Here is a 12,578-nt window from a genome sequence, read left to right as displayed (position 1 = left end):
TTCAGAATCGGTAACTCAGGTCGAATTGAATGCGTAGCTCTTTCTCGCGTGCGCCATCGTAGGGGCGCGACGTGCCGGTTATGCTCAGTCCGGCTTCCAGCACTTTATTCAGGCTGATGCGCTGCCCATAACCGAGGCTGATTAAGGCACCAGTTCCATAACCTTTTTGTGTGTAGGCGCCGGTGGCCAGTGTGACGAAATGACGCCAGTGGGTATCGTAGCGGCGGTGAAGTGTCTGGTTAAACGTTAGGCCGGGCACAACTGTTAAGTCGCTGCGCGGGTTAAAGTAATTCGCGTTATGTAATGTGTTGCGCTGAAAGGAAAGGTCCAGCGTGGCGTCAATTTGATAAGTTGGCTGAGTCAGTAAACGCTGACGCCCCATTAACAGCGTAAGAAGACGGTGGTTGCCGTCGGAAAAACGAGCGTATGTCAGCCCCATATTAATAGACGTTTTCTCATGAGGCGCCCAGCGCAGGGCGATGCCTGTACTGTTTGAGCGAATGTTGTCTTTAAGGGCTCGCAGCGGGGTTTCACGAGACAGTAGCGCGCCGTGTAAACCGAGTTGCCAGTCGTCACTCAAATCAATGTCCCCTTGCAGACGGGCGCCGGTTTTGGTGCCGTATCCGAACCGGTTGGCCGACAGCTCCGCTTCAACGCTAATCGCGCGACTCCGCCATTGCAAGCCGGCTCTTTGCCAACGGTAATCAATATTTTCGTCGTCGAATGAAGCCGTTGCCTGACCGGCTCCGGCAAACGCTCGCCAATTGTGATTGAATGGGGATGTGTAAATTGCCGAGTCAAACCCCCAATCGCGGTTGCCGACGGCGGGGTTGTCTGACGCCAGCCCACGGTAAGCCTCAATTCGCAGCTCCGGGCGTTGGTGGATGTGCCAGTCGCGTTCGAGTGCTTGAACGCCAGGCTCTTCGGGGTAGCGGGTCACCAGATCGCTTATCAGCATGTCGGCTTGTTGCCATTCTTGTAATTGTAGAGCGGTGTATGCCTGGCCCGCCTCTACATCGCTTGCCCGTGGTGTCATGGTTTGCGCCAGTTGAAGTTCGCGCTCGGCCGCACGCGGCCAGCCGCGTGCTCGATATACGGTTGCACGCGCAGTGCGTAAAACCGTATTGTTTGGGGCTTTTTCAACCATTTCGTCGAGACTTGACTGGGCTTTTTCAAGGTCGTCCAGGGCGTAATAAGCCATGGTGTGTGTTAAAGCGGTATCGAGTTTTCTCGGGTTGGGCAGGCGCTCAGGTTGGCCTGGAATATATAGCCAAATTGGCTGGCGTTCATCGGCTTGTGTGATGACATTCAAGGCATCGTCGTAACGGCCACTTTCGAGCAGCGCGTAATACAGGCCGATTTCATCGTCGACCCGGCGCGGTTTGCGCCATTCACCTTCTGGCGTTTGCAGTAGACGTTCATATAGGCGTGTGGCAATTTCCGGTTCACGTAAGGTCAGGTAAGACGACGCGACCACGCTGAGGGCGTAGTCCGGTACATTTATTCCTTGCTCGACCAGCGCCTCGTACTCTTGAATGATACTGGCGTAGCGCTTGCGTGCGTGTAAAGCGCTTAAGCGATCAATGCGTAGTCGGATGATGTCGGAATGGGCCTGGTTTTCCAACTGCCATTTTGCGATGGTTCGGGCGTAGTCTGCCAGCACGCGATCGGCAATATTGAATCGGGCTGAATCAGGCCTGGCAGGTGCGGTTGCCAGTCGAGTCCGTTCAGCCAGTACGTCGCCTTTCAGTTCCCGTTTTTGTGCGGGGGTAAGCAGATCCGGGTGTTCTTCCGACAGGTTGAAAGCTGGAACGGGCATTCCTGCGCGTTGTAACGCGAAAATATATTCCCGCTGCACATAAGCCAGTTGGGGGGCAAGGGTGTAGGCTTTGTCGACGAAAAATAAAGCCGCATGAGGTTTTTGATCACGAAACTCAACGTATGCGGCCGCAATGTACGAGTCAGGTTGGTCGGGCCATTGGGTGTGTAGCTTTCTTGCCTGAAGGCGTGCCGAATCAATGTCGCCGGCATCCGCCAATGTCATTGTCAGCCCAACGGCCAAAGGCAGCGATTGCGGGTAGCGTTGTATACCTTCTTTGAACGATGCAATAGCGGCAGCCCATTTCTGCTGATCGCGTAACTGGCTGGCTTGTTGGTAAATGGCATTTGCGCTAAGAGCCTGGTTGGCTTGAGTATACGTGGGCAGCAATAATACTAGAGCAAATATAAAGAACGGCAATAGGCGCATGAGCGAAGAAAGGAGCGGTTGTTTTGCAGATTTTAGGCGTTTAGGGTGGTGTTGCGGTTGTTTTTGCAATAAAAAGCTTGAGTTGAATCAAGAATGCAACAACGCTGTTTAAATCAAAGGTTATCGTAATGAGTTCTTCAGTATTTCAGCCAGTGCTTCTAAAGCATGCAAACCGTTTAATTAATCATGGCCCCACCGTGTTGGTAACCAGCGCGCATGAGGGTAAGCGGAATATTATGGCCGCTGCGTGGTCGATGCCGGTTGAGTTTGAGCCGCCGCGTATTGCTATTGTTATCGATAAAACCACTTTTACACGAGAACTGATCGAAGGCAGCGGGGTGTTCGGTATTTGTATACCGGGCGCGACGGCGATTGATTTAACGTATTCCGTAGGCCGAGTAAGTGGGCGTGATCACGATAAAGTAAGTGCGTTGGATGTTCCGGTCGTTGTTGGGTCGGAAACCGGCGTACCGCTTGTGGAAAGCGGCTGTGCCGCATGGCTGGAATGCAGGCGAATTCCTGAAAAGCATACCGAAGGTGCTTATGACACATGTTTTGCGGAAGTGGTGAGTGCGGCAGCCGATCCGTCTGTTTTTTCCAATGGTCGCTGGCAATTTAACGACCAAAACCAGGCTTTGCATACTATTCACCACCTGGGTGGCGGGGTTTTCGCCACCGCAGGCAATATTGTGCAGGGCAAGGCCCTGTTATGACCTCGCAAGCTATTGCGCTGCAAGCTTGCCTGTTTCTTTTGGCAGGCTTGGCACACGCATAGTTGTTCGTTATCGTTAAGGCGCTCTGCGGCCCATATAGGTTTCCAGCACTGCGTGTGCGATCTTAAGCGTCGGGCACGCAACACCAAGGCTCTCCCCCCGACGCATCATGTCGCCCACCAAATGGTCACCCTCCACCGGCAGGCCTGCTTGCATATCGCGGTACATTGAAGCACTGAAACCGGAGTGGCGGTTGGTGAGCGCCTGTTGAATGCGTTCAATTGATTCAGGGTGTAAGGGGTGCCCGGATGCCGCCGCAGTGTCGGCGCATTCTTTGAACAGTTGCAAAGCAATTTCACCGCCTGCCTGGCTGCGCATATATTCACCTACTGCGCCGCCCAACAGGCAGTTCGCAGCGCCCAGGGATGCCATGAGGCAGTACTTGTCCCACATGTCGTCCATGATGTGCTCACTAAAATAGGTGTGAACCCCGCCTGCATGTAATGTTGCGGCTACGGCTTCGGCATTTGCTTGTTGTTCGAGTGTTCGCGCGCCAACGGTTATGTTACCCGGCCCATGTTTAATTTGAATACACGAGGGTGTTGCAAGGGTGGCGACGGTTTTGGCAATACCGCCCAGTACACGGTTATGGCCAAATTTTTGGCCGAGTATTTCAAGATGCCGAAGCCCGTTAAGCAAAGGCAGAATAACGGTTTTCTCGCCTATGGCGTGGGTTATATCGTTAATGACACTGTCCAGCGAATACGCCTTGCAGCTGATCACAATCAGCTCGTAGTTGGGCGTAAGTTCAGCGGCGGTCAGTGTGCGCGGTTGTATACGCACTTTTCCGGTTGGCAAGTCAAGCGTTAAATCTTCTTTATCGATGATTTCCTTACGCGCCGGGCGCAAAAGAAAATGAACGTCTGCGCCGCTTTCGTGTAAATATGCGCCAAACTGGCCGCCCACTGCGCCGGCGCCAACCATCAGAATTTTCATTGCTTTGTCACTCCTAGTTTCTGCAAATTTTCAACCATATCTTCAGCAGAGGTTTCAGGCCGTACATTCGTATCAATTTTCAGAATACGCCCGTCTTTACCAATATAAAACGTATGCCGTTTGGCCACGCCCGATGCGCTTAGCACGCCGTACGCTTTGGCAACGGTTTTCTCTTCATCGCTTAATAAAGGGAAATCGGCACCTGTTTCTTCGGCAAAGCCTTTGTTGTCGAGCAGCGGGTCGACACTGGCCATGAAATAGGTGACATCAAACTGGCGAATCTTGTCACCGTTTTCGGCTAATGATTTGCACTCAATAGTGCAGCCGTATGTGTACGCTTTTGGGAACCAGGCCAGTACAACTGCTTGCTTGCCGCGAAAGTCGGATAACGAATAGGTGTTGCCGTCGGAGGCGGGTAATGAAAAGTTGGGTGCCATGTCACCCACCTTAAGCGCCCAGGTCGGCGAGGCAAACAGCGACAGGCAGGTAAAAAATATAAGAGGCTTGAGGAATTTAGTCATGGTGGGCTCCTTGTCTAACTGAGATAATAGCCCGCATTAAATTAAGTTGTTGAGTTTCGTTTTATGAAAAAAGTTTATCTGGCGGGGCCTGATGTGTTCCGTGTCGACAGCGTTGAATGGGGGCGGTATTTAAAGGAACGTTGTCGTCAGGCAGGGTTGGAAGGGTTATATCCGTTGGATAATGAAATTTCAAATGCCGGTTCATCGTTTGACACTGCCAGGGCAATCGCGTTGGCTAATATGCAAATGATTCGCGAGGCCGATGGTGTAGTGGCCAACTTGCAGTGGTTTCGCGGCAAAGAGCCTGATTCCGGTACGGCTTTTGAAGTGGGGGCGGCCATTGCGCTTGGCAAGCCGGTGTGGGCCTATTTTCCCGATCACGGGTCGTTAAAGAATCAAGTTGAGACGAACCAGAACGGCCTTGACCCAGATGGTTTGCTGGTGGAGGATTTTGGTTTACCGCGTAATTTAATGATGGCGTGTCAATGGGCCGGGTTTAGTCATTCAGTTGACGAAGCGATTCAGGAAATAGCGCGTATTTTGAAGTAGGTGGAATCGCTAGCTCTATACTTATGGGCGCTGATTTTTAACAATCGTTTTTGCAACAGGAGAGAAAGTGCTGCTAACCGAGCTGGACTGGTCATGGCTTGTATGGATAGGCGTTGGGGCGATTTTCGTTGTTGGCGGCATTGTAAAAGGAACAATGGGTGTGGGCTTGCCAACGGTTGTACTGCCTATGTTGTCTCTTGTTGTTCCGGGTACCCAGGCCATGGGTTTGTTGGTCATGCCGGTTCTATTGTCGAATTTCTGGCAGGCGATAGAGGGCGGTAACTGGCGTTATAGCCTGCGACGTTTCGGTAGTGTCATCGGGGTACAGTTGTTGTTCACGGTCGCCACCGTAAAACTCACCGCCGGGTTTTCCGTTGCGTTTTTCAATGTGGTTGTTGCCGTTGCGGTACTCAGTGCAGTGGGTTTAATGTTCGTGCGTCCACGCGAAATCAGGCCGGAGCAGGAGCGCTGGATGGGGCCGGTGGTTGGGGCGATTGCCGGTGTTATGGGGGGCGTGTCGACGCTTACCGGGCCGATTATTATTACTTACTTGATGGCACTTCGCCTTAAACGCGAGGAGTTTATTGCGTCGATTAGTATTATTTACTTACTCGGCTCCTTGCCCACGTATATTGCCATGCTATGGTACGGGCGTTTTGGATTCAACGAGGTGGCTTTGTCTGCGCTGGCATTGCTGCCAATGTTTGTTGGGTTGCGGTTCGGAAAAGCGATTCGCCGGTTTTTAAGCGAAATCGCCTTTCGTCGCGTCCTTATTGGGTTTCTGGTGATTCTGGCTTTAATGCTGGTTGTAAAGTCGGTTTAACCAAGTTGGCTTTTCCCCGGCCGGCTCAAGCCGGCCTAGCGCAGGTTGGTTTTGGCAATTTCCACCACTTCGTTGCCTTTTCCGCTTAACACAGCACGCAACATATACAAACTGAAGCCTTTAGCCTGTTCCAGCGTAATTTTGGGTGGCATCGCCAGCTCCCGCTTATCGATGACCACATCCAGAAGTGCCGGTCCGGGTAATGCCAGAAAACGGTCAATTGTGTCGGGTAAGGCCGAGGATTCGGTAACACGTATTGCGTCAAGGCCGGCCGCTTTGGCAATATCGGCATAATTAGTGTCTATGAAGTCGGTACCTGTATCAACATAGCCGGCCGCTTTCATTTCCATTGCAACAAAACCCAGTGAGCTGTTGTTGAAAACGACAATTTTTACCGGCAGATTCAGCTGTCGTGCAGAAAGCAAGTCGCCCAGCAGCATCGACAAACCGCCGTCACCCGAAAGGGAAATAATCTGTTTCCCCGGATTGGCGGCTTGCGCACCGAGTGCCTGGGGCAGGGCATTGGCCATTGATCCGTGGTTGAAAGAGCCGTGCAGCCGTCGGCGGCCATTCATTTTCAGATAGCGTGCGGCCCATAGGGTAGGGGTGCCGACATCGACCGTGAACACGGCATCGTCGGTCGCGCGTTCACTGATCAGGTGAGTCAGGTACTGAGGATGAATGGCGGCGTTATCGGCGGCCGGCCGGGCGTAGTCGTTCAGTTCTTTTTGGGCCGCTTGATAATGCTTGAGTGCTTTATTCAGAAATGCACGGTTTTCTTTTTGTTTAATGCTTGGCAGTAGCGCTGTTAAAGAGGCGCGAACATCGGCATTGATACCGAGCTCTATCGGAACACGCTTGCCCAGAGCCTCCGGGTTGATGTCGATTTGCGCAACGCGTGCCCGCGAAGGATAAAAGTGTCGGTAAGGAAAGTCGGTACCCAGCATGACCAGCGTATCGCATTGCTCCATGGCGTGATAACCAGAACTAATGCCAATGAGCCCCGTCATGCCGACACTGTTGGGGTTGTCGTACTCAATGAATTGTTTGCCTCGCAGTGCATGTACGACGGGTGCGCCAAGGGCCTTCGCCAGTGCCACAACTTCGTCGTGCGCGCCTTCGCATCCACTGCCGCACAGCAGTGTGACGGCCTCGGAATCGTTAAGCAGTTGAGCAAGCTGGGTGATATCACCTGCAGCGGGCACTAAGGTGGCCGACCTGGCCGCGCTTACCGGTTTGGCTTGGTCGGGTGCGGGTTTAAGCGCGACGTCACCAGGCAGTACGATGACGGCAACGCCGCGTCGGCGTATGGCCGCTTGCATGGCGCGTTCAAGTATGCGGGGGAATTGCGCCGGGTCATTCACCAGCTCGACATAATGGCTGCATTCCTTGAACAGTTCTTGAGGGTGGGTTTCCTGGAAATACCCCAAGCCGATTTCCGTTGAGGGAATATGAGCTGCAATGGCAAGAACGGGAACGCGATTCCGATGGCAATCGTATAGGCCGTTGATCAAGTGCAGGTTGCCTGGCCCGCAACTGCCGGCGCATACCGCCAGTTGCCCTGTTTCCGCAGCTTCAGCACCGGCTGCGAACGCGGCTACCTCTTCGTGTCGGGTGTGCATCCATTGCAGCGTGCCCAGTTTGCGCATGCTGTCGGAAAAGCCATTCAGGCTGTCGCCTGTCACCCCCCATATCCGGCTAACTCCTGCATTGGTGAGTGTTTGGGCAAGATAGTCTGCAATGGTGATGGCCATCATGTATGTCCTTGTACCAGTAGTTTGCGACACGCGAAACAGTTTACGTGATTATCGGTTCATCCGGATGAATCCCTCTTGCGAAAAGTTGAGTAAATCGGTAATGTCAGGATTCCGTATATTTGTGATTTTTACAATCATCGGTTTTACAGTGATACGGGTTGCATCAATATCAACACACACACAAAAAAAATAAACATAAAGCAACGGAGAAAACACTCATGGTGAACTTCAGTTTGAATGGCAAGTCGGTTTCAGCCGACGTCGCCGACGATACCCCTTTGTTGTGGGTCCTGCGCGAGCAGTTCGACCTGACCGGCACGAAATTTGGTTGCGGCATGGCCCAATGCGGCGCCTGTACCGTGCATATCGATGGTCAGCCTATGCGGTCTTGTGTCATGCCGGTTTCAGCAGTTAAAGACAAGGTCGTTACGACGATAGAGGGCTTTATGGAAACGGAACAGGGCAAGGCTATTGAGCAGGCATGGGTAGAGGCACAGGTGGCGCAATGCGGTTATTGCCAGTCAGGGCAAATTATGTCGGCCGCCGGCGTTATTAAAAATGCAAAAGGCCCACTAACACGTGAGGAGGTGCTCGATGGTATGTCGGGTAACCTCTGCCGTTGTGGCACCTATAACCAAATCGCGTCGGCCGTTGTTAACGCGCAAAAAGCGTTGTCATAAGGGGGCACCATGGAATTGAAATCTGTTTCTCGTCGGTCTTTCCTGGTGGGCAGTGGCGCCACAATGGTGGGTGTCATGCTAGGCAGTCACGGTTTGCTCAATGTCGTTCAGGCCGCGCAAGATTCTACAAACGGCGACACTTTCAGCCCGGTTGCATGGGTTGTTATCTCACCAGACAACAAAACACTCATCTACTCGCCCGCTTCTGAAATGGGGCAGGGCACCATGACATCGATTCCCGCCATTTTGGCAGAGGATATGGAACTGGATTGGTCGACCGTCAGCATCGAAAAATCGCCCAGTAATGCCAAGCTTTTTGGCAATCCGCGCTTTGGCGGCGGCCTGGTTACAGGCTCCTCCCGCACGGTGGTTGGTTATTACGAAGTGATGCGTCTGGCGGGTTTACAGGCCAAATTGGCATTAATTAACGTTGCGGCGAAGGCGTGGTCTGTGCCCGCTAATGAGGTTGTGGCTGAAAACAGCGTGTTGAGGCATGCAGCAAGCAAACGTCAAATGACATACGGTGAGGCGGCCGCTCAAGCCGGCGACTCAGTGCAAGTGCCGGCAGTCGACAAAAACATGCTCAAGCCCATGTCTGAGTTCCGCATTATTGGTAAAAACCAACCTCGTGTTGATGTGCCGGCCAAATCCAGCGGGAAAGCCGATTTTGGTATCGATGCCAAAGTGCCGGGTATGGTCTGGGCCGCCGTGATGCGCACGCCTGTGCAGGGCGAGAAACCTGAAAAGGTTGACGACACTAAAGCCAAAGCAGTGAAAGGGGTGCAAAAGGTTGTGACGTTGCCGTATGGGGTTGCGGTTGTGGCCGATACGTTTGCCACGGCAAAGAAAGCGCGCGACCTTCTGCAGGTTACCTGGTCGGAAACATCAAAAACCCGTTCTTACGACAGTGATGTTGCGTTGCAAGAGTTTGTTGCCCGTGCTGAAAAAGTCGGTGAAGCCGGCGATGTCTGGCATAAAGAGGGGGATGTTGCGGCCGAGCTGAAAGGTGCTGCTCGTACCTTGTCCGCCACATTCACCTCACAGCACGTGGCCCAATGCACCATGGAGCCGATGAACTGCATGGCGATGGTCAACGGCGACAAGATTACCTTTTGGGTGCCTTCCCAGTCGGCCAGCATTGTTACCGGCACGGCCGCAGCGGTGGGGGGGTTCAAGCCGGAAAACATTCAGGTGAATATTACTTACCTGGGGGGTGGTTACGGGCGTCGGGTTGAAGCCGACTATGCCGCTGATGCGGTGTTTCTGGCAAAAGCCATGCCCGGTATTCCTGTGCATGTGCTATGGACACGCGAAGACGATTTTCTGCGCTCTCGTCCCCGTCCGCTCACTGCTCAGCATATTGTGGCCGGTCTTGATGACAAAGGAAATATCGTTGGCTGGCATCAACGTGTGATTTCGGAAGGGATCTACGCCCGTTTCAATCCCAAGGCGTATAAAGCATCAGGCAATAAAGATGCGCCAGTGATGGAAGGGGCTGACACCATTTACGCGATTCCCGGACAACTGTTCGAGCATGGTCTGGAGCAGCGTGGGTTGGATGTGTCATTTTGGCGTGGTGTCGGGGCCGGATACACCAAATTTGCAATCGAGGCGTTCATTGATGAAGTTGCCGGGCAAACGAGTCAGGATCCGCTGGCATTGCGTCTTGCATTGACAAAAGATCAGCCTCGTGCCCAAAAAGTACTAGAGGAAGTGGCTGCCATGGCCGAGTGGAAAAAGCCGCGCCCGGAGGGCCGTGCATTGGGCCTGGCATTCTCTGACACCTGGACTTCTTTCGTCGCTATGGTGGTTGAGGTCTCCATGAACGAGGGCAAGCCGGTGGTGCATCATATTTGGGCGGCGGTTGATTGCGGGCATGCTGTTTCGCCACGTAATATTGCCAGCCAAATTGAAGGGTCCGCGTTGTTTGGCTTGTCGGCCTTGCTTGATGAAAAATTGGTATACAAAGGTGGGCAGGCACAGCAAACCAATTTCCATCAATATAATTTGCTGCGTGCGAACCAAACGCCATTGGTTGATGTCAAGGTCATTCCAACTGACAACGCTCCGGGGGGAATTGGAGAGGCAGGCTTGCCGCCGGTTGCACCGGCCGTGGCTAATGCGGTGGCGAAACTGACAGGCAAGAGAGTGCGCACATTGCCGTTTCCCAAAGAAATTTAAATAGCGCGGCTTGATCGTATTGTTAAAACCTGGTTCCGGCTCACATTGCCGGGGTCAGGTTTTTTTGCGCCTGCGATCTCAAACATCTTGAATATGATCAGTTATCATCGCCGTCAGTGCAACACAGGGCATTAACAAAGGATGGTGCAGGTTTGATTGTCTGGCGTGATATTCAGCGGTTTCTCTACAGCCATTATTTACTGACAGGGGTGCGTCAAGCCGTTGGGGCCCTGACGCCTGCCGTCGTTATTGTGGCGTCAGGGCACTCATACGCGGCTGGGTTGACGATGTCGATTGGCGCCTTGTGTGTTGCGATTGTCGATCAAGCCGCTGGTGGGCAGCCACAAACGCGAAGCGCCATGCTGTTTGCGATGGGCTTGAGCGTGGTTTCCGCATTTATTACCGGCCTGGTGTCAGCGCATTCCCTGCTAGTCTGGTTGGTCGTTCCCATACTGGCATTTTTGTTTTCCATGTTGGCGGTATATGGGCTGCGCTCTACGATAACCGACAAGATCTCGATGTGGCCTACCGTGGGTTGATCCGGGCGCAATCGGCTGTCGTGGATGCGGTGCAGACGCTTGATCAAGATCGTTGTCCACCGATTTTAGCCAATGCGTTGCAACGCTTGTTAACCAACTTCGTTGATACCAGAACTGACTTCTCCTCTATACGAAACGACCTGCATGAGCCTGTCGTGTTGAATGCTATGCACGATACGTTGATGAAGATGGCTGATCGAATTGCGCGACTTGCCCTAAACATTGCCCGAAATCGCGCAACCTATGCCGAACCCCTTGCACCGACCTCAATGGAACTGATTCAGCATGCGCTTCAAGAAAGTTCAAACGGGCAATACAGCCCGGAAAAAAGAATGCTTTATGGGTACTGCAGCAGGTTTATTAGCGCTTTTGCCGCGCACAGGCAATGTTGAATGAACTTGCCCAATACACATCCCATCGCGATTTACTCTCGAATGCCGTAGCGCCCGGTCGTCCGACATCGGCTTTTTTGAGCCCGCTTATTGCGCCAGAGCGCTGGCATTTAGGGCTTTATTTGGGCAGTTTGCGTCTAAGCGCGCCCAGTTTTCGTCATGCTCTGCGCGTAACAGTGGCTGTTCTGTTGGCAATGTTTTTGTCTTATGCCATGGCTCAGACGTTTCAAGATGACGCCCTTAAGGCAATAGGTACACATGGATATTGGGTGGTACTGACCGTTATTGTGGTGATGAAGCCCGGCTTTGCGCTTACGCACCAGCGAAATGGCTGGCGCCTGGGGGGAACGCTGATTGGCTGTGGCATTGCCGTAGTGTTGTTTCATTTAATTCATGATACTGCGTTGTATCTTGCTGTTTTGTTCTTGTTTGGGGTTTTGGGTTATGCGTTTATCCAGGTTAACTATCTCGTGTCGGCGTTGTGCAATACGGTGTTGGTGCTCACGGCGTTTCATCTTCTGAGTCCAAGTGGCGATGTTGTTGTGGGCGCGCGATTTGTAGATACGTTGCTCGGGTGCGCAGTGGCACTTTTATGCAGCTATATTTTGCCGACCTGGGAAGTGCGATTTTTGCCCGGGCTTGCAAATGAACTGAAAGCGGCAAACATTCGATTGCTGAAAGCCGCAATTGCTTTAATCGGGGCGCCGCAGAATGCGACAGATCAGGCGCGCAAAAGCTGGGGTGCGGCAGAGCAGGCCGTATACGTTGCCTTAAGCCGCTTTTCAGCATCGTTTTATCGCATGATGAATGAACCTATGCGTCATCAACAACAGGCAGTCACGTTCAATCATTTAATGATTCAGAATCATGTCTTGGCCATGCAGGTAATGCATGTTGTATCAACGGTCGAGTCAAGGCCGGCTGCGGCGAACGAAATCAAACGTGCTTTGTTGGAGGCGAAAAAATTGCTTGAGTCGCAAGATGTACCCGTTGTTTCAAATAACAAGTCGTATTCGATGAGCGAACCGCATTGGGTGTCAGACAGTGTTGTGCCTTCTATGGCTTTGCAACAACTCATCGATGCGGCTGAGGCGATTCGCCGGGACATGGTGCGTTCAGGCGCCGCGTAGTGGCAAATATGTGGTTCCCACATCGAAAAACAGCAAGCGTTGTTCTTTT

Annotated in this window: 12 protein-coding genes; 8 read left to right on the top strand and 4 right to left on the bottom strand. The window is 52.7% G+C overall.

The window, feature by feature from the left end; translation table 11 throughout:
• Position 1: 1 nt before the first annotated feature.
• On the bottom strand, positions 2–2,209 hold the full coding sequence (gene pgaA, locus CJO09_RS05350) for a poly-beta-1,6 N-acetyl-D-glucosamine export porin PgaA (RefSeq protein WP_158582714.1): 2,208 nt from the start codon (positions 2,207–2,209) through the stop codon (positions 2–4).
• Between the two features lie 167 nt (positions 2,210–2,376).
• Here pgaA and CJO09_RS05345 point away from each other — a divergent pair, with 167 nt between their 5' ends.
• Positions 2,377–2,961, top strand: coding sequence for a flavin reductase family protein (locus CJO09_RS05345; RefSeq protein ID WP_119441448.1), 585 nt, complete (start codon positions 2,377–2,379; stop codon positions 2,959–2,961).
• Positions 2,962–3,036: 75 nt separating this feature from the next.
• Here CJO09_RS05345 and CJO09_RS05340 read toward each other — a convergent pair whose 3' ends face one another.
• Together CJO09_RS05340 and CJO09_RS05335 are read right to left on the bottom strand one after the other, a co-directional pair.
• Positions 3,037–3,957: a ketopantoate reductase family protein gene (locus tag CJO09_RS05340; RefSeq protein ID WP_119441447.1), complete on the bottom strand. Its 921-nt coding sequence runs from the start codon at positions 3,955–3,957 to the stop codon at positions 3,037–3,039.
• Positions 3,954–4,478 (bottom strand): peroxiredoxin, encoded by a 525-nt coding sequence (locus tag CJO09_RS05335; RefSeq protein WP_119441446.1) that lies wholly within the window; start codon positions 4,476–4,478, stop codon positions 3,954–3,956. The genes CJO09_RS05340 and CJO09_RS05335 overlap by 4 nt, the downstream gene beginning before the upstream one ends.
• Positions 4,479–4,541: 63 nt before the next feature.
• On the opposite strand from CJO09_RS05335, the gene CJO09_RS05330 reads away from it, so the two are divergent.
• Positions 4,542–5,027, top strand: a complete 486-nt coding sequence (locus tag CJO09_RS05330; protein ID WP_119441445.1) for a nucleoside 2-deoxyribosyltransferase — start codon at positions 4,542–4,544, stop codon at positions 5,025–5,027.
• A gap of 67 nt (positions 5,028–5,094) precedes the next feature.
• Positions 5,095–5,850, top strand: coding sequence for a sulfite exporter TauE/SafE family protein (locus CJO09_RS05325; RefSeq protein ID WP_119441444.1), 756 nt, complete (start codon positions 5,095–5,097; stop codon positions 5,848–5,850).
• 35 nt (positions 5,851–5,885) lie between these two features.
• Here CJO09_RS05325 and poxB read toward each other — a convergent pair whose 3' ends face one another.
• Positions 5,886–7,604 (bottom strand): ubiquinone-dependent pyruvate dehydrogenase, encoded by a 1,719-nt coding sequence (gene poxB / locus CJO09_RS05320; RefSeq protein WP_119441443.1) that lies wholly within the window; start codon positions 7,602–7,604, stop codon positions 5,886–5,888.
• A gap of 221 nt (positions 7,605–7,825) precedes the next feature.
• On the opposite strand from poxB, the gene CJO09_RS05315 reads away from it, so the two are divergent.
• The 5 genes from CJO09_RS05315 (at position 7,826) to CJO09_RS05295 (ending at position 12,529) form a co-directional block, all read left to right on the top strand.
• On the top strand, positions 7,826–8,287 hold the full coding sequence (locus CJO09_RS05315) for a (2Fe-2S)-binding protein (protein ID WP_119441442.1): 462 nt from the start codon (positions 7,826–7,828) through the stop codon (positions 8,285–8,287).
• Positions 8,288–8,296: 9 nt separating this feature from the next.
• Positions 8,297–10,468 (top strand): xanthine dehydrogenase family protein molybdopterin-binding subunit, encoded by a 2,172-nt coding sequence (locus CJO09_RS05310; RefSeq protein WP_119441441.1) that lies wholly within the window; start codon positions 8,297–8,299, stop codon positions 10,466–10,468.
• A gap of 152 nt (positions 10,469–10,620) precedes the next feature.
• Positions 10,621–11,007: a hypothetical protein gene (locus CJO09_RS05305; RefSeq protein WP_119441440.1), complete on the top strand. Its 387-nt coding sequence runs from the start codon at positions 10,621–10,623 to the stop codon at positions 11,005–11,007.
• 20 nt (positions 11,008–11,027) lie between these two features.
• Positions 11,028–11,399, top strand: a complete 372-nt coding sequence (locus tag CJO09_RS05300; protein WP_147404902.1) for a hypothetical protein — start codon at positions 11,028–11,030, stop codon at positions 11,397–11,399.
• Positions 11,393–12,529: an FUSC family protein gene (locus CJO09_RS05295; RefSeq protein WP_119441438.1), complete on the top strand. Its 1,137-nt coding sequence runs from the start codon at positions 11,393–11,395 to the stop codon at positions 12,527–12,529. The genes CJO09_RS05300 and CJO09_RS05295 overlap by 7 nt, the downstream gene beginning before the upstream one ends.
• The last annotated feature ends 49 nt before the right edge of the window (positions 12,530–12,578 follow it).

The organism is Neopusillimonas maritima, from assembly GCF_003576595.1.
Lineage (GTDB): Bacteria > Pseudomonadota > Gammaproteobacteria > Burkholderiales > Burkholderiaceae_B > Neopusillimonas > Neopusillimonas maritima.
Note: the sequence above shows the minus strand (reverse complement) of the source record. Positions and strands in the feature narration are given on the sequence as shown.

Bases quoted from the DNA above. Each gene is read 5' to 3' on its own strand.
- CJO09_RS05335 (WP_119441446.1), bottom strand. From the start codon at position 4,478: ATGACTAAATTCCTCAAGCCTCTTATATTTTTTACCTGCCTGTCGCTG.
- CJO09_RS05345 (WP_119441448.1), top strand. From the start codon at position 2,377: ATGAGTTCTTCAGTATTTCAGCCAGTGCTTCTAAAGCATGCAAACCGT.
- CJO09_RS05295 (WP_119441438.1), top strand. From the start codon at position 11,393: ATGTTGAATGAACTTGCCCAATACACATCCCATCGCGATTTACTCTCG.
- CJO09_RS05330 (WP_119441445.1), top strand. From the start codon at position 4,542: ATGAAAAAAGTTTATCTGGCGGGGCCTGATGTGTTCCGTGTCGACAGC.
- CJO09_RS05315 (WP_119441442.1), top strand. From the start codon at position 7,826: ATGGTGAACTTCAGTTTGAATGGCAAGTCGGTTTCAGCCGACGTCGCC.
- poxB (WP_119441443.1), bottom strand. From the start codon at position 7,604: ATGGCCATCACCATTGCAGACTATCTTGCCCAAACACTCACCAATGCA.
- CJO09_RS05310 (WP_119441441.1), top strand. From the start codon at position 8,297: ATGGAATTGAAATCTGTTTCTCGTCGGTCTTTCCTGGTGGGCAGTGGC.
- CJO09_RS05340 (WP_119441447.1), bottom strand. From the start codon at position 3,957: ATGAAAATTCTGATGGTTGGCGCCGGCGCAGTGGGCGGCCAGTTTGGC.